12 protein-coding genes and 2 pseudogenes are annotated in these 15,882 nt (G+C 66.1%); 5 read left to right on the forward strand and 9 right to left on the reverse strand.

All coding sequences use genetic code 11. The features are described from left to right. The coding region (locus tag PVW46_RS15295; protein ID WP_274576486.1) for a PEP/pyruvate-binding domain-containing protein at nucleotides 1-191 on the reverse strand (191 nt) is incomplete at its 3' end. A 65-nt stretch (nucleotides 192-256) separates the two neighbouring features. Continuing rightward, nucleotides 257-556 (reverse strand): annotated as a pseudogene (locus PVW46_RS28670) (PEP/pyruvate-binding domain-containing protein); the annotation flags it as partial. A gap of 258 nt (nucleotides 557-814) precedes the next feature. Here PVW46_RS28670 and acsA point away from each other — a divergent pair. The 5 genes and pseudogenes from acsA to PVW46_RS15325 all read left to right on the forward strand — a co-directional run. Beyond that, nucleotides 815-2,563 carry an acetate--CoA ligase gene (gene acsA / locus PVW46_RS15305; RefSeq protein ID WP_274576488.1) on the forward strand — a complete coding sequence of 583 codons (1,749 nt, stop codon included), beginning with the start codon at nucleotides 815-817 and terminating at the stop codon, nucleotides 2,561-2,563. Beyond that, the gene (gene pdhA / locus PVW46_RS15310; RefSeq protein ID WP_274576489.1) at nucleotides 2,560-4,560 is read left to right on the forward strand and encodes a pyruvate dehydrogenase (acetyl-transferring) E1 component subunit alpha; all 2,001 of its coding nucleotides are present in this window, start codon (nucleotides 2,560-2,562) and stop codon (nucleotides 4,558-4,560) included. The genes acsA and pdhA overlap by 4 nt, the downstream gene beginning before the upstream one ends. 3 nt (nucleotides 4,561-4,563) lie before the next feature. Then, nucleotides 4,564-5,766, forward strand: coding sequence for a dihydrolipoamide acetyltransferase family protein (locus PVW46_RS15315; protein ID WP_274576490.1), 1,203 nt, complete (start codon nucleotides 4,564-4,566; stop codon nucleotides 5,764-5,766). Next, complete coding sequence (locus PVW46_RS15320) at nucleotides 5,763-6,008, forward strand: acyl carrier protein (protein WP_274576491.1); 246 nt, start codon at nucleotides 5,763-5,765, stop codon at nucleotides 6,006-6,008. The genes PVW46_RS15315 and PVW46_RS15320 overlap by 4 nt, the downstream gene beginning before the upstream one ends. 137 nt (nucleotides 6,009-6,145) lie before the next feature. Then, a pseudogene (locus PVW46_RS15325) lies at nucleotides 6,146-6,638 on the forward strand (DDE-type integrase/transposase/recombinase); the annotation flags it as partial. Between the two features lie 192 nt (nucleotides 6,639-6,830). Here the strand turns inward: PVW46_RS15325 and PVW46_RS28850 are convergent. From PVW46_RS28850 to PVW46_RS15355, 7 genes are all read right to left on the reverse strand, one after another. After that, entirely contained in the window at nucleotides 6,831-8,732 is a 1,902-nt protein-coding gene (locus tag PVW46_RS28850) for a cation-translocating P-type ATPase (RefSeq protein WP_500862256.1), read from the reverse strand. A gap of 21 nt (nucleotides 8,733-8,753) precedes the next feature. Further along, nucleotides 8,754-9,308, reverse strand: coding sequence for a P-type ATPase actuator domain-containing protein (locus tag PVW46_RS28855; RefSeq protein WP_500862257.1), 555 nt, complete (start codon nucleotides 9,306-9,308; stop codon nucleotides 8,754-8,756). Nucleotides 9,309-9,512: 204 nt separating this feature from the next. Continuing rightward, a complete protein-coding gene (locus PVW46_RS15335) occupies nucleotides 9,513-10,730 on the reverse strand; it encodes an efflux RND transporter periplasmic adaptor subunit (RefSeq protein WP_274576493.1) in 1,218 nt (405 codons plus the stop codon). An 8-nt stretch (nucleotides 10,731-10,738) separates the two neighbouring features. Next, nucleotides 10,739-13,102: an ABC transporter permease gene (locus tag PVW46_RS15340; protein ID WP_274576494.1), complete on the reverse strand. Its 2,364-nt coding sequence runs from the start codon at nucleotides 13,100-13,102 to the stop codon at nucleotides 10,739-10,741. Beyond that, complete coding sequence (locus PVW46_RS15345; RefSeq protein WP_274576496.1) at nucleotides 13,102-13,827, reverse strand: ABC transporter ATP-binding protein; 726 nt, start codon at nucleotides 13,825-13,827, stop codon at nucleotides 13,102-13,104. The genes PVW46_RS15340 and PVW46_RS15345 overlap by 1 nt, the downstream gene beginning before the upstream one ends. A gap of 82 nt (nucleotides 13,828-13,909) precedes the next feature. Continuing rightward, entirely contained in the window at nucleotides 13,910-15,016 is a 1,107-nt protein-coding gene (locus tag PVW46_RS15350; protein ID WP_274576498.1) for a hypothetical protein, read from the reverse strand. Beyond that, nucleotides 15,013-15,435 (reverse strand): DUF2267 domain-containing protein, encoded by a 423-nt coding sequence (locus PVW46_RS15355; protein ID WP_274576500.1) that lies wholly within the window; start codon nucleotides 15,433-15,435, stop codon nucleotides 15,013-15,015. The genes PVW46_RS15350 and PVW46_RS15355 overlap by 4 nt, the downstream gene beginning before the upstream one ends. Between the last annotated feature and the right edge of the window lie 447 nt (nucleotides 15,436-15,882).

Raw genomic sequence — 15,882 nt, forward strand, 5'->3', positions numbered from 1 at the left:
CGGTAGGTGATCGCCCGGTCGGTGAACAGCGAGGCATAGCAGCGCCGACATGCGACCAGCAGCGCGGCCTCGCCGCGCACGTTGAGAAAGGTCTCCTGCTGACCGGCAAAGCTGGCGTCGGGCAGATCTTCGGCGGTGGCCGAGGACCGCACCGCAACCGCCGGTTCATGCTGCCCGACCTCCTCGGCCACCGCCGAAGATAGGCCGCGCGGATCTCGGCCTCGATCTCTGCAGGCCATTTGCCCTGGGTGATACGCGACCGGATCTCTCGCCCTGCCTCGGCCAGGGTCAAGTGCTGGCTGTCCATCTCGCCCAGAACCGCGGTCAGAACCGTTCTGAGTTCGTTGGCCTCGATGAACTGGCGATAGGCTTTGGCAGTGGTGGCAAAGCCCGGCGGGACCCGAATGCCCTGCGCGGTGAGCACTTGCAGCATTTCGCCGAGAGAGGCGTTCTTTCCGCCGACGCTGGGCACGTCTCCCCGAGACAGCCGGTCGAGCCAAATCACGTTGTCGCTTTCCGCTTTGATGCCGCTTGCCATTTGATCCTCCCGTATCATTGCCGTCACGATAGTGCCGAGGTCGACGAATCGCGTTGATCGGGGTCAAGGCACGCTGCCTTGTCATTGGTGATGCAAAGAAGCCCGCCCGCGCATCTACATCACATTCGGTCTTTCGATGTCTTGCTGCGTACCTGAGAATCGCAAGCGCTTTTCAGGCACCTACAGTCCCGTCCGGAGAGGCGGTTGAACGCCGATTGATTCTCGTCAAGGCGAACATCGCTGCGAACGCTGAGAATACCGTGGGAGGAATTGCACATGTCATGGGACGTCATTGCCAAGACCTCGTCCGAAAAGACCGGTGCTTTGCTGAGAGATCCGGAAGCGGCACGCGCGACCTTCGAGTGGACGGACGCGCGCACCATGCTCGATGGGCTGCCGGGGGGAGGCCTCAACATTGCCTGGGAGGCGCTCGACCAGCATGTGGTGCATGGCGAGGGCGACCGTCTTGCGCTGCGCTGGTTCGGCAAGGACGGCGAGGTGCGCGACCACAGCTATGCCGACCTTGCCCGCGCGACCGCGCGCTTTGCAAACGTCCTGACGGCGCAGGGACTGGCGCGCGGCGACCGGGTCTATGCTCTGATGGGGCGGCGACCCGAACTGTACATTGCGGCACTGGGCACGCTGAAGGCCGGACTGGTGTTCTCTCCCCTGTTCTCGGCCTTCGGCCCCGAGCCGATCCGCACCCGGATGGAGATCGGAGAGGCCAATGCCGTGGTCACGACCGAGTCGATCTATCGCCGCAAGATCGCCGCCTGGCGCGGCCAGATCCCTTCGTTGAAGACCGTGTTCCTTGTGGACGTGGAGGAGGCACCCGAAGGATGCGTGGCGCTGGGGCCCGCGATGGCCGCCGCTTCGGACAGCTTCGAGGTGGTCCGGACCGGGCCGGAGGACGTGGCGCTGATCCATTTCACTTCGGGCACCACAGGCAAGCCGAAAGGCGCCGTTCATGTGCATGGCGCGGTTCTGGCCCATGTCGCCACCGGGCGTTTCGCCCTGAACATGGCGCCGGGCAAGATCTACTGGTGCACGGCCGATCCGGGCTGGGTCACGGGAACTTCCTACGGCATCATATCGCCCCTCGCAAACGGCGTGACGATCCTGGTGGACGAAGCGGAATTCGACCTCGACCGCTGGTACGGGATGTTGCAGCGGGAAAAGGTGCAGATCTGGTACACGGCCCCCACCGCGATCCGCATGATGATGCGCGCAGGAAAGCCAGCGGCGAAGGCATACGACTTCTCGGCGCTGGAATTTCTCGCCAGCGTCGGAGAGCCGCTCAACCCCGAGGGCGTTATCTGGGGGAAGGAGGTTTTCGGTCACCCGTTCCACGACAACTGGTGGCAGACCGAAACCGGCGGCATCATGATCGCCAATACCGCCGCGATGGATATCCGCCCCGGCTCGATGGGCAAGCCCCTGCCGGGTATCCGGGCAGGTGTGGTGGATACCGATGGCGAGACCCTGCGGGAATGCGACGACGGCGAGGTGGGCGAACTGGCGTTGCGGCCCGGCTGGCCCTCGATGATGCGGGACTACCTGCACGAGGAGAAGCGTTACGCCAAGGCGTTCCGGGACGGCTGGTACCTCTCGGGGGATCTCGCGATGCGGGACAAGGACGGGTATTTCTGGTTCGTCGGCCGTGCCGACGACTTGATCAAGTCCTCCGGCCACCTGATCGGCCCCTTCGAGGTGGAAAGCGCCTTGATCGAGCACGAGGCCGTGGCCGAGGCCGGGGTCATCGGCCTGCCGGACGAAACCGCCGGAGAGGTGGTCCGCGCCTATGTCTCGCTCAACCCCGGGTATGAGCCGTCGGAGGAGCTTGAACGCGACATCCGTGGCCATGCCCGAAAGAAGCTTGGCCCGGTCGTCGCCCCGCGCGAAGTGGTGTTCCGCAAGACCCTCCCCAAGACGCGCTCGGGCAAGATCATGCGCCGCTTGCTGAAGGCGCGAGAACTGGGCCTGCCGGAAGGCGACATTTCAACTCTGGAGACCGATGAATCATGAGCGGCACCGCCAAGATCCGCCTGTCGCGCGACCACGTCCTGGACCTGCTGGGCTCCATGTTGCGCATCCGCAAGTTCGAGGACAAATGCGCCGAGTTGTATACGCAGGAGAAAATTCGCGGCTTCCTGCACCTCTATGATGGCGAAGAAGCCATCGCCGCCGGGGTGATCCCGCACCTGCACCCCGAGGACCGCATCGTGGCCACATATCGCGAGCACGGCCACGCGCTCGCGCGCGGTGTGCCGATGACATCGGTCATGGCCGAGATGTACGGCAAGGCCGCGGGCTGTTCCGGCGGGCGTGGCGGGTCAATGCACCTGTTCGATGCGACGCACAACTTTTACGGTGGAAATGCCATTGTCGGCGGCGGCTTGCCACTGGCCGGAGGGCTGGGGCTGGCGGATGCGATGCAGCGAAGCGGCGCGGTCACCGCTTGCTTCTTTGGCGAAGGTGCGGTCGCCGAGGGCGAGTTTCACGAGACCATGAACCTTGCCCAACTCTGGCATGCGCCAGTGCTTTTCGTTTGTGAAAACAACGGCTATGCAATGGGAACGGCGCTGGCGCGATCGGAGGCGGAGACCAATATCCACGCCAAGGCAGCCAGCTACGGCATTGCCTCCGAGGTGATCGACGGCATGGACGTGGTTGCGGTCGAGAGCGCCGCGCGCCGCGCGCTGGCCGCGATCCGCGAAAGTGCACGCCCCTATTTCCTGGAATGCCGGACTTACCGCTTCCGCGCCCATTCGATGTTCGACGCGCAACTCTACCGCGACAAGGACGAAGTCGAGAACTGGCGTCAGAAAGGGCCCATCGTGCGGTTCCGTGACTGGGCGCTTGGCGCCGGGATGCTGCATGACCACGACCTTGCGGCGCTGGAGACAAGGATCGACGCGGAGATCGCCGAGGCGGTGGATTTCGCCGAAGCGGCGGAATGGGAGCCGGTCGAGACCCTGACCCGTCACGCATTGGCCGAGGTGCGATCCGCGCCGACCGAGACCGCCGTGCCCTCGGGTGAGACGGTGGAAACGACATACCGCGAGGCGGTCAAACAGGGCATCCGTGACGCCATGCTGCGCGACGACCGGGTGTTCCTGATGGGCGAAGACGTGGGTGCATACGGCGGCTGCTATGCCGTTTCCAAGGGATTGATGGAGGAATTCGGCGAGGATCGCATTCGCGACACGCCGCTTTCCGAATCCGGTTTCACAGGCTTTGGTATCGGCGCGGCGGCAGCCGGGATGCGCCCCATCGTCGAGTTGATGACGGTCAATTTCAGCCTGCTGGCGCTCGACCAGATCATGAACACCGCGGCAACGCTGCGGCATATGTCCGGCGGGCAGTTCGGCGTGCCGCTGGTGATCCGCATGGCCACCGGTGCGGGAAAGCAACTGGCCGCGCAGCACTCGCATTCGCTGGAAGGCTGGTACGCGCATATCCCGGGGCTGAAAGTCCTTGCTCCGGCCACGCTGGAGGATGCGCGAGGGATGCTGTGGACCGCATTGGAAGATCCCGACCCGGTTCTGATCTTCGAGAACGTCATGCTGTACAACCTCAGCGGCCAGATCGACGCTGCTGCCGGACCGGTTGACATAGACCGCGCCGCGATCCGCAGGCCCGGCAAGGATTTGACCCTGATCACCTACGGCGGCTCGCTCTACAAGACGCTGGAGGCAGCCGAAGCGCTTTCGGCCGAAGGCATCGAGGCCGAGGTGATCGACTTGCGCGTCCTGCGTCCACTGGACGACGCGACGATCATGGCCTCGATCGGACGCACGCGGCGGGCGGTGATCGTGGACGAGGGCTGGCGCTCGGGGTCGCTTGCCGCCGAGATCTCGGCCCGGATCGTCGAACAGGTGTTCTGGCGGCTCGACGCGCCGGTCGGGCGGGTCTGTTCCTCCGAGGTGCCGATCCCTTATCCGAAACACCTGGAGGAGGCCGCGATTCCGCAGGTCCCCGCCATTGTCGCCGCCGCCCGGGCAGCGCTTGGAAAGGGTTAGGCAATGGCGGTCTTCAGGATGCCCTCGCTGGGGGCCGACATGGAGGACGGCAAGCTGGTGGATTGGCTGGTCCACCCCGGCGACACCGTGCATCGCGGCGATGTGGTGGCCGTGGTCGAGACGCAGAAAGGCGCGATCGAGATCGAGGTCTTCGAGGACGGCGTGGTGGAGCGCATCGACGCCGGGCTGGGCCAGACCTTTCCGGTGGGTGCGCCGCTGGCAGTGATCCGCGATGCGGGCGAGCCTGCTGGACCCGGCGCTGTGGTCCCCGGGGCGGCTGTCGAAAGATCCCCAGTGACGGAACCGTCGGGGGCGCCCGCGCCGAGCCTCGCGCCTTCGCTGCCAACCGGCCCGGCCGCGAAGCCGCCCGCCGCCGCTTCCGGAGTCTCCGCCGCATCGCCGGCGGCCCGGGTCCGAGCGGAGGAAAGCGGCATCGACCTCTCGACTCTGCGCGGCAGCGGTCCCGGTGGTGCGGTGCTGTTGCGCGATGTCGAGGTGGCGATGGGCGACGCGGCGCCGGCCCCTGCGAGGCGCGGGCTCGATTTCGCCGCCATGCGCGAGGCGATTGCCGCCACCATGACCCGCGCAAAACGTGAGATCCCGCATTACTACCTTGACCACGAGATAGACTTGCAGGCGGCGCAGAATTGGCTGGAGGCGCACAACGCAGGAGTTCCTCCCGACCAAAGACTTCTCATGGGTGCCCTTCTAATCAGCGCGGTGGTGCGGGCGGCGGGCAAGGAAATGGCCCTCAACGGCCACTACGCCAACGGTCGTTATGCGCCCTCGACGGTTGTCAATGTCGGCGTCGCGGTGGCGTTGCGCGGTGGCGGGCTGATTGCACCTGCGATCATGGATGCCGGGACCAAGACGCTGGACGAGATCATGGCGGCGATGCGCGACCTCGTGTTGCGCGCCCGGGCCGGACGTTTGAAAGGCTCGGAAATGACCGAGGGCACCATCACCGTTTCCAGCCTTGGCGAAGGTGGCGTAGACAGCTTGACCGGCATCATCTATCCGCCGCAGGTGGCCCTTGTGGGCTTCGGGTCGCCGCGCCTCGTGTCGCGCGTGGTCGCAGGGGAGATGAAACCCAGAACCTGCGTCCAGGCCACGTTGTCCGGTGATCATCGGGCAAATGACGGCCGCACCGGTGCGCGCTTTCTCGCTCGGATTGACCAACTCTTGCAGGAGCCGGAGGCCCTATGACCGAAGACGACATCAGACGCGCCTTTCTCGAAGAGATCACCCGTATTGCACCGGATCTCGACGCCGCGGCAATCAGTGGCGACGACCAGATCCAGAACGACCTGGACCTCGACTCGATGGATGTACTGAACCTCGTGAGCGCGCTGCACAAGCGGCTTGGCGTCGACATCCCCGAAAGCGACTATCCTCGGATCGCGACGGCAAACAAGGCGGTGGCCTACCTCACGGAGCGGCTCGGGTAGGGCAAGGTTTCGTCGGTCAGGTGTTGAGCCAAGTCCTGACCCATTGGCCCGGGTCAATCAGACTGCGCAAGTCAGGAGGGTGCGAGTGAGGGCATTGCCTGCTTGTTTGCCGAGCGGTGCCTGGTTGGACGTCGGGCCTGAAAACACTGTCCGCGATGCCGCCCCTGAAAGGCCACCGGTTTCCCTGTGAAGTCGTCGCATGTGCGGTCTCGGGCGACTATCGCTTCGCAGATGTAGAAGTTCTTCTCGCCGCGCGAGGTGTGACGGTCAGCCGGGAAACGTTCCAGAAATAGGTAACCCGTTTTGGGGTCCAGTTCGCCGGTTGCATCCCGCGCGACAGACCGGCGGCAGTCGACAAATGGCACTTGGATGAGGTCGTCATTCCGATCAACGGCAAAAAGAACTGGCTCTGGCGGGCGGTCGACAGAAGCGGCGACGTGCTGGACATTCTCGTTCAGCCACAGCGCAACGCCAAGGTCGATCAAACGGCTCGGTGAAGCTCGTGTCGTGATTTCGGACAAGTTGCGTAGCCATTTCCAGATGATCCGGGACCTAGCGTCGTGCGCGGATCATCGCTCGCGCAAAGGGGGTGAGCACCAGGTTCGAAGGATCGCACATCCATGTCGTCGGGTTCGTCTACGCCAAGATCAATCGCACCGTATCCTTTCAGCGGGACCGCCTGGCGGATTTCCGGCGGCAGTGATAAGTCCGACCCGATGGCCAACCCTACGTTCAGACGAGGGATCGCAATTCTTTCCGACCCTGTGGCGCCACCGTGGCGAGCCAGGGCCGAGCCGGACCAACCGAGGTTATCCGGGCGCGCTACCCGGTCGGAGCTGATCCCGACCGCCGATCAAGGAGCGCGGTCGCAGACTGGTTCACGACCCCGATCAACACCCCGCCGACCGCCGCGAGAAACCAATCCATTGGATGCATTGCGGACAGGTGAAGCAATGCGGCGAGCGGCGCGATCTGAATGGCGGCAAATGCGGATGCGACCGGCAGTACGGTTGCCAGGACCGAAGCCCGCGTCCGCAGTCGCGTGATGGTGGCAACGATGGCCGAACTCGCGATCACAAGTGCCGCCATGCCCATCGCCCGCGCGTGGGCGACATCGAGGTCCGGACCAAGACTGAAGATGAACCCACCCAGAATGACCGCCGTCCCCATCGCGCCGACAAGCGCGATGCCGAGCCACTCGCGGCGCGAGAAGAACCGGATCGGTCCCGGTCCATGGTGGGACGACAGCCTGTGCCCTTGAGGCAGGTTCTGGAACACCAGCATGGCAGTGGGATGAATGATCAACTCGATCCAGACAATATGGATCGGGAGATACATCAAGGGATACCCGAGCAGCGGGATGAGGGCCGCCGTGGCGACCAGAGGCGCGTGCAGCATCAGCAGGTAGGCGAAGCTGAGGCGAAGATTGGTGAACAGCTGCCGACCCTCCGCGATTGCGCGGACAAGGGTCGCGAAATTGTCGTCGAGCAGCACGATCGACGCCACTTCCCGCGCCGAACGGGTGCCGCGTTCGCCCATCGCGATCCCGACATCCGCACCACGCAGCGCAGGCGAATCGTTCACACCATCCCCGGTCACGGCGACGATCTCGCCCTCGGCGCGGAGCGCCTCGACCATGGCCAGCTTCTGGGATGGCGTGCACCGCGCGACGACGTCGAAATCGAACAACGGCCCGGCCTGTCCGAGATGCGGGCCAAGCCCTGCGCCATCGATGACACGCGGCGCGGGGCCGCCGATGCCGATCTCGCGCGCGATGGCCCCGGCCGTGCGCGCGTGATCGCCCGTGACCATGATGACCCGGATGCCGGCGCCTTGTGCCTCGGCCACTGCGTCTGCCACACCATCCCAGACGGGATCGGCAAAAGCCAGAAGGCCGGCGAAGGCGAAACCGCCCTCCGGCTCGGCCCCGTTCCAGTCCGACAAAGTCCTGGAGGCGACCGCGATGACCTTGTGGCCGGAGGCGGCGAGCGACTGGATCTGCCGGTGCCAGGCCTCGCGATCCGGCGCCGCCATGTCCGACAGGGCCAGCACCGTCTCGGGCGCGCCCTTCATCGCGACGCGCCAGCCCGCGTCCGGGCTGCGCATCACGCAAGTTTCGCGCAGGCGGTCTTCGGTGAAGGGAAACACCGCCTCGACCTCGCCAGCCCAGGGCGCGGATGTCGCAAGGAGGGTCTCGTCGAGGGGATCGGATGTCTCGGCACGCGAGGCCGTGGCGCCGATGGCAAGAACCTCGTCGCGGTCCAGACGATCTCCGGGCACGACGTGATCGAGCGTCAGCCGTCCCTCGGTCAGCGTCCCGGTCTTGTCGGTGCAGATGAAGGTGACGCGTCCGATGTTCTCGACCACCACGGCGCGGCGCACCAGGGCCTGATGCTTTGCGAGGCGGAAGATGCCAAGCCCGAGGAAGAAGGAGAAGACGACGGGAAATTCCTCGGGCAGCGCCGCGATGGCCAGCGTGACCGCGCTCAGCAGGGCATCGATCGGGCCATATCCTTGGGCGAACCGTATGACGGCCAGCGCGGCGCAGAGGGCCAATGCGATCACCAAAAGGCGGCGCACGAGGTCCGCGATGGCCTGCTGCAGCGGGGTGCGTTCGCTGCGTGTCGCACTGGTCAGCCGCGCGATCTCGCCATAAAGCGTTTCCGGGCCGGTCCAGGCCACGCGCAGCCGGGCCTCTCCGGTCAGAAGACGGGTGCCGGCCATGCCCCAATGCACCTCCTCCACCTAGCCATGCCCCGGGCCTTCGGGCCGTTCCGGGATCGGCGCCTTGCGCACCGGCAGCGCCTCGCCGGTCAGCGAGGATTCGTCGACCTGCAAGCCATTGCCGGCGAGGATCAGCCCATCCGCCGGGAACCAGGCACCGGCGGGAACAATCACAAGGTCTCCGGGCACAAGGTCCACCGCAGGGATGTCCTGTTCCCATCCGTCCCTGATGACCCGCGCCCGCGACGCCAGCCGCGCGCGCAGACCCTCGGTCGAGGCTTCGGTGCGCCGGTGCAGGTAGCCGTCCATCCCGGCGATGGGCAGCAGGGCCGACGCCAGAACCACGGCCTCGGAATAATCCCCCAGCACCAGGAAAAGCACCGCGGTCCCGACAAGGAACCAGATCATCGGGTCCTGCACGATGCTGCGCAGGATGGCCAGCCAGCCCGCCGAACTCTCTGCCACGATGGCATTCGGCCCATGACGCGCGCGCTGCCGGGATACGTCGCCGTCATCAAGTCCCTTCTGGGGGCTCCACAATCCTTCGAGTCGATCAAGCGGGATGTTGCGCTGCACGTTGCTGTCCGTTCGTCGTCTTCCGCATAAAAGCAGGGCGCCGCCCGCAAGGGGACAGGATAGTGGCCCGGCTGGCGCTGCAAGACCCGAAACGCTGTGCCGACGCGCGCGGCGGCACTCGGTGGACGCGCGGCCAACCGAGCGGCTGGCCGATGGGCATGGGCCCGCGGAACCGGGCACAGCGCGGGACAACAGCACGCGGCATCAGCTCCCCTCAGCCGCCTTCTGCCGAGGCTCGATCCGGGTCCCCTCCTCGATCGAGGCGCCGGGATAGGCAATGACGCGCGCTCCTTCGGCAACGCCCGAGACGATCTCGGCCCAATCGCCCGACATGCGGCCCACCGTGACGGTCCGCGCCGCCGCCCGCCCGTCCGTCTCGACAAACAGCGCCCAGTCTCCCGCCGCACGGAAGAGCGCACTTTGCGGCACCTGCAACACATCATCCCGCTCCCATGTGACCAGGGTGACGTAGACGCGGTAGCGGTCGCCAAGCCCCTTGCGCGCGTCGGGCGGGGTAACGATGTCAAGCACGAGCGGCACGCGCTGCTCCTCGATCCCCAAGGCGGAGACGCGGGTGAAGGCAGAGGGTTCGATCTGGCGCACCTCGGCATCCAGCATCCTGTCCCCGCCCCAGCGTTCGATGCGGGCGCGGGTGCCCGGGACGACGCCGATGGCGTCGGACGACAGGAGATCGACCCGGATCTCGAGATCCTCGGGATCGCCGATCGTCATCAGGTCCTCGCCCGCAGTGACCAGCCGCGCGCTCTCGTCCACGAGGTCGAGCACCACGCCGGTGCGCGGCGCGGTGATCTCGACGCAGCAAGTGGCGGGCCCATCCGCCGTGCCTGTCTCGGGCCCCTCCAGTTGCGCCTGCATGCGGGCAAGCGTGGCGCGCCGCATGTCCAGGTCGGACTGCGCCACGTCGCGCCCGGCCCGCGCAGACCGCACGGCCTGCTCTGCGTCCTCCAGCAAGGTCGGCGCGCGGGTGCCGCGTTCGGCCAGGGCGCGGGTCCGTTCAAGTTCGGCCTCCAAGTGCGACAGTTCCGTCTCGGCCCGAACGAGGCTGGCCTCGGCCAGTCGCACTGCCGCCTCCGCCTCGACCACCGAGGCCTCTGCCAGTCGGCGCGCGCGGGCGTCGAGAAAGGGCGGCTCGGCCGGCTCGATCACCGCGACCACGGTCTCGCGGGCCGTCACCGCATCGCCGACATGGACCGGCGACCGCTGCGCCTCGCCGGTCACCGGGGCGGTGACTCGCCAGGTGTCGCGGACGCGCGTGATGCCCTCGGCGGAGACCGTGACCTGCATCGGCCCGCGCGAAACCGCGACCAGCTCCACCAGCACAGGTGCGGGCAGCAGGGCCCAGACAAGAGCGCCAAGCAGGGCAGCGGCGATCATGGCGACAAGGACGGATCGGAGGGACATGGGCAGGGTCATTCCTTCTGCTTGAGCGCGCTGACGATATCAATGCGGTCCAGCCGCCGCCGCACGACGAGGACCGACGCGAGCGCGGTGAGGATCACGATCAGCGCGGCGACCGCGTAGGTGCGGCGGGTCACGACCACCGGGATCGAGACGACCTCCGTCGAGAAGCCCTCGGCCATGAGCGTGCAGAACCCGTATCCGACAAGCCAGCCCACCGGGACGGCGATCAGGGTCAGAACCATCTGTTCGGCCACCAGCACATAGGCCACCTCGCGGCGGCGAAAGCCCAGCACGCGCAGCGAGGCAAGCTCGTAGGCGCGTTCGGCCATCTGGATGCGGGCGGCGTTATAGACGACGCCGATGGTGATGAGCATCCCGAGCGATGCGAAGATGACCGTCATCGTGACCAGGCTTTCGTCGAGCGTGTCTTCGAACTGGCGGCGGATGTCGCTCCAGAGCGTGAAACGCGCGATGGCGGGGGTCTGCTTGGCCCGGGCCTGAAGGTCGGAAAGGTCCTTCCGGTCGATGGCAAGGTGGAGCATGTTGACCTGCGGCCCCTGCCCGATCAGCCGAAAGAATGCATCGCGGTTCATGTAGGCGTCCTGGCCAAGGCTCTGGCGGATCACGGCGGTGACCGGGATCTCCCAGCTTCCACGCGACGCGCTCAGCAAGTCGACCCGCAGCCGGTCGCCCGGCCGCGCCCCCAGCCCATCGGCGAGACCCGCCGACAGCGCGAGGCCGGTCAGAGGGACATCGACCACCTCGCCATCGGCATCCAGCAGCCGCGACAGCCCGGCCTCCGGTGTCCGTCCCTGCAGGCTCACAAGCCTTGACTGCGTGCCCTTCACAAGCCGAACCGGCGCGGCGTAGAGACCTTCGGCCTTGATAACCCCCGGCAGGGCCAGCGCGTCGAGTTCGGCAGCGGCATTGACCGGACGGGCCAGCGCGATGGTCGCGTCCTGGCGGTTGGCGCGCTCGAAAAGCTCTTCGAGGATCAGGTCGATGGCGTCGAAGGTGAAGAAGGACGCGACCAGCACCGCCACCGATCCGCCGACCCCGAACAACGTCACCGCAGCGCGGCCGGGCCAGCGCACCAGAGAGCGCAGGATCATCATGGTCGTCTGCCGGAACCGCAGGCCCCTGCCCAGCCGGTCGAGCCAGCCGCGGCGATAGATCGGCGGCGCGGCGGGCGACATGGCGACCGCCGGGGGCAGCCGTGTCGCGGCCCGCACCGCTCGCAGCCCGCCGAGGAAGGTGGCCGCCAGCCCCAGAACGCCTGAAATCGCGATCGGCGCCGTGCCTGGCCGATACATCAGGCTCGGAAACCGGAAATAGCGCGTGTAGATGCCGGTCAGTTCATGCCCCAGCCACCAGCCGACCGCCCAGCCGAGCAGGACACCAACAATCCCGATCCCCACCGTCATCTTGCCGTAATGCGCCGAAATCGCGTGGGTCCGGTAGCCGAGCGCCTTGAACAGCCCGATCTGCCCGCGATCCAGCGCGACCAGCCGCCCGAGCACCATGTTCACCAGCACGGCAGACACCAGCAGGAAGATCGGCGGCAAGACCGCCGCCATGGTGCCCAGCTGCTTCAACTCGCCCTCGATGAACACGTTCGAGGGCTGCCTGTCACGCCCGTAGGCGCCGGTCCCGCCATAGGGCGCAAGGATCCGGTCCAGCGCTGCGATCACCGCCCGATCGTCCGCCCCCCGCGCAAGCGTCAGCGTCACGTCGTTGAACGCGCCGGACAGGTCCATCGCGCCTGCTGCCGCGCGTTCGCCCATCCATAGGATGCCGAAATTCTCGTCATCGGGCTCCATCGCGCCGGAGCCCACGGTGTAGATGTATTCGGGCGAGATCACGACGCCGGCAATCGTCAGAGGCCGCATCTGGCCATTCAGCACGGCGCGGAACCGGTCTCCGGGGCGCAGGCCGTTGGCCTCGGCGAAGGCCTCGGAAACGGCCACCTCCTCCAGGTGCTCGGGGCGCGGCATCCGTCCATGGCGGACCACCGGCACATTGAGGATCGGCACGCCGCCCGACGGCACCGAGATGACGAGGGCCGAGGCGGGCTCCGCCTTGCCGTCGAGGTCGAGCATGGCGGTAAAAACCACACGGCCCTCGGCCCGGGCCACCCCGTCGATCCGCGAAATCTCCGACAGCAGGCCGCGCGGCGCGCGCGTCAGGCTGGCAAACACGTCGGCAAAGCGGTTGTTCTCGTAATAGGCTGTGCGCGTGGCCTCCAGCGAGCGCTGCGTGCCGCTCGACAGGATCAGCACCATGATCCCGCAGGACAGAACCAGCGCGATGGCAAGGCATTGCACCCAGATGTGCCGCAGGTCGCGCAAGAGCTTGCGGTCGAGCATCCGCATCACCAACTCACCTCCGACGGCGCGACGCGGGCCTCGTTCCGTTCCTCGTGGGTGATCCGGCCATCCGCCATGTAGACGACCCGGTCGGCGATGCGCCGGATCTCGACATTGTGGGTGATGAGCGCGGTGGCCGTCCCGAGGTTGCGGTTCACCTCGATCAGCGCGTCGAGAACCGTGATCCCGGTCTTGCTGTCCAGCGCGCCGGTCGGTTCGTCGCAGAGCAGGATCTCGGGGCGCTTGGCGATGGCGCGCGCGATCGAAACGCGCTGCTGTTCACCGCCCGACAGCTCGGACGGAAAATGATCCAGCCGCGCCGAAAGACCGACCTGCTCCAGCGCCTCTTCCGGCCGCATCGGGTAGTCCGCGACCTCGGTCACAAGCGCCACGTTCTCGCGCGCGGTCAGGCTTGGCACGAGGTTGTAGAACTGGAAGACAAAGCCGACGTGCGCGCGGCGAAACTCGGTCAGGTCCTCGTCATCCAGGCTCGTCAGCTCACGGTCGCGAAAGAAGATCCGCCCCGAACTTGGCCGGTCGAGCCCGCCGAGAATGTTGAGCAAGGTGGATTTGCCGGACCCGGATGCGCCCAAAAGTGCGACAACCTCATGCGAGTAGAGCATGAAATTCACGCCACGCAGCGCGTGCACGGCAACCTCTCCCGAACGGTAGGTCTTGGTGACCTCCTCGGTGCACAGGATGGTGGAATGCATATGGGTCGACTCCGGCATCGTTCGAAAATACCTGTCCCCGACGATGATGACGTTGACCAAAGTCAACGCGCGGGCCCGTCCGCCACCGCGCGCCGCGACGCTAACCGTCCTGACCGGGCGCGCAGTCCCGAAAGCTCTGGAAACGCTCTGTCAGCGCCACCGCCGCGTCGAAGTGGAACCGGGCCCGATCCCGCCACTTCGCGGGCGAGCTCATGTCACGGTCGCGAAAGTGGTCAATCGCGAGTCGCGCGAGCGTCAGACAGCGATTGATGCCGTACGCGGCGAGCAGCGCACAACCGGGCGCCGCAAACCCGGCATAGGCGAGCCGCAGGAACATCACCGGACGAATCCAGCCGGCCCCCGCCAGGGCACATTCCAATCCGAGTGTGTTGAACTCTTCATAGGGGTCGACCAACCGACTGCCGTGATCGAACTCCATCCGGTCGAAGACCACCGACCGGTCCGCCAGGCTGACATGTTCGGCACGCAAGTCGCCGTGGCCCTCGAAGATCAAACCACGTCTGGCGCGCGCGAGGATCTCAGCCCGGCACAGCTTGAGCGCCTCCGTGCCTGACTGCAGCACCTCGTCGGAGGGCGGAACCGGCAATTCGCGTTGCATCTCCCGCAAATTCTGCGCGTTGAGCCTGCTGTCCTGCAACAGGCGATGGTAGTAGACCGCTCCATCCGAGGGCACGGTCGGGCGACTGCGATAGAACGCGATCAGCAGGTCCGAAATCGCGAGAATGTCCTCAAGGTCAGGTGGCGGCCCCTGACGCAGGCGGACGTCCAGCATCGCGTTGGCCGGCATGCGGATGGATTCGACCAGCCAATCCACCGCCTGCCCTGCGCCCCCGAGCGCCAGCGTGCCATCGCAGCGCTGGACCAGAGGCGTGACGCCGCGATAGAGGCTGCCGGACAGTTGCCGGTTGAGGCGCACCTCCTCCTCGCAAAAGCCCTTACGATCGACCAACGCCCGCAAGTCGATATGCGAAAACCTGACCGGCTTTTTCAGTTTCCAGACCCGGTCCCGCGTGAGAAAGGCGAGCGAGGATTGCGTCTCGATGCAGCGCGGCGGCGGCTCACCGGGCCAGGCCTGGCCGCTTTCGAGGAACGCACGCTTTTCGGCCAGCGTCACCTGCCGGAACCTCGGCTCCGCGATGAGCGGATTCAGAGACGTCAGCGCCTCGTTGCCAAGAAATCGGGTCATTCCCATAGCTCCTGGATCGGTTTGCGCATTGCCTTCCGCACCTGGTCGAATTCCCCGCTGGAGATATGACGGCGCAAAAGGTCGAAGACGGCGGAGACCGCACGCTCCGGGTCCTGCAGCGGGTCCTTGTCGAAACGCGCCTGGATACGACGGAGAAAATCGCCCTTGCCGCGTGACTTCGTGGGAGTCTTCGATGGGTCCCAACCCTCGAAGTAGACGCCGCGGACCAGAACGGGAAGCTGCGCCGCAAGATCCGCCGCCTCGTCCACGGTCAGGAAATCGCGGATTGCATGCAGCGTTTCGTGCAACAGAAGGTAGGCGCGGGGCTTTTCCCAATCGAGATCTTCGCACAGGTCATTCAGCCACTCGGCAAAGACTTGCGGTGCGTGATCCAGCGTCGAGATATCGGTTACTGTCATGGGTCCCTCTCTCGGGTGTTTGCGCAACCTGTCCAGAATCCCATGAACGAGCACGACCCGCATTGACCAACGTCAATGCCGCAGCTTGCGGGTGCGGTGACATGGCTGAACGTTCTTCTTCGCTTTTTCCGGATCGGACCTTTTGGGACGCCGCGTACCCAGGGCGGGCATGGCCAACCAGCCCAGGACCGGCAGGCCAAACCGCATGACCCGGTGACCTCGCGCCATTTTGCGCAGTCGTTCGGCGTTTCGGGAGCGGATGGGGCGGTCATACTCGACGGCTCCGATCCCCCGGACCCGTCGACGGCGCCAGGGCTTGTCCCGATTGATGACCGTCAATGATGTTCCGGCCTGGCGAGCCTACCGTTCCCGGTGTGGGAAGAGCATGGAGGCTCAAATGGAGATAGAGGGCGCGATCCACCTCATGGACCGGAGAAAGCTCCGCCG

This window comes from Mameliella sp. AT18 (assembly GCF_028807275.1).
GTDB classification, from domain to species: domain Bacteria; phylum Pseudomonadota; class Alphaproteobacteria; order Rhodobacterales; family Rhodobacteraceae; genus Antarctobacter; species Antarctobacter albus.

What these genes read in the sequence shown, in the direction of transcription:
- acsA (WP_274576488.1), top strand. Translation starts at nt 815, where the DNA reads ATGTCATGGGACGTCATTGCCAAGACCTCGTCCGAAAAGACCGGTGCT.
- pdhA (WP_274576489.1), top strand. Translation starts at nt 2,560, where the DNA reads ATGAGCGGCACCGCCAAGATCCGCCTGTCGCGCGACCACGTCCTGGAC.
- PVW46_RS15315 (WP_274576490.1), top strand. Translation starts at nt 4,564, where the DNA reads ATGGCGGTCTTCAGGATGCCCTCGCTGGGGGCCGACATGGAGGACGGC.
- PVW46_RS15320 (WP_274576491.1), top strand. Translation starts at nt 5,763, where the DNA reads ATGACCGAAGACGACATCAGACGCGCCTTTCTCGAAGAGATCACCCGT.
- PVW46_RS28850 (WP_500862256.1), bottom strand. Translation starts at nt 8,732, where the DNA reads ATGGCCGGCACCCGTCTTCTGACCGGAGAGGCCCGGCTGCGCGTGGCC.
- PVW46_RS15335 (WP_274576493.1), bottom strand. Translation starts at nt 10,730, where the DNA reads ATGTCCCTCCGATCCGTCCTTGTCGCCATGATCGCCGCTGCCCTGCTT.
- PVW46_RS15340 (WP_274576494.1), bottom strand. Translation starts at nt 13,102, where the DNA reads ATGCGGATGCTCGACCGCAAGCTCTTGCGCGACCTGCGGCACATCTGG.
- PVW46_RS15345 (WP_274576496.1), bottom strand. Translation starts at nt 13,827, where the DNA reads ATGCCGGAGTCGACCCATATGCATTCCACCATCCTGTGCACCGAGGAG.
- PVW46_RS15350 (WP_274576498.1), bottom strand. Translation starts at nt 15,016, where the DNA reads ATGACCCGATTTCTTGGCAACGAGGCGCTGACGTCTCTGAATCCGCTC.
- PVW46_RS15355 (WP_274576500.1), bottom strand. Translation starts at nt 15,435, where the DNA reads ATGACAGTAACCGATATCTCGACGCTGGATCACGCACCGCAAGTCTTT.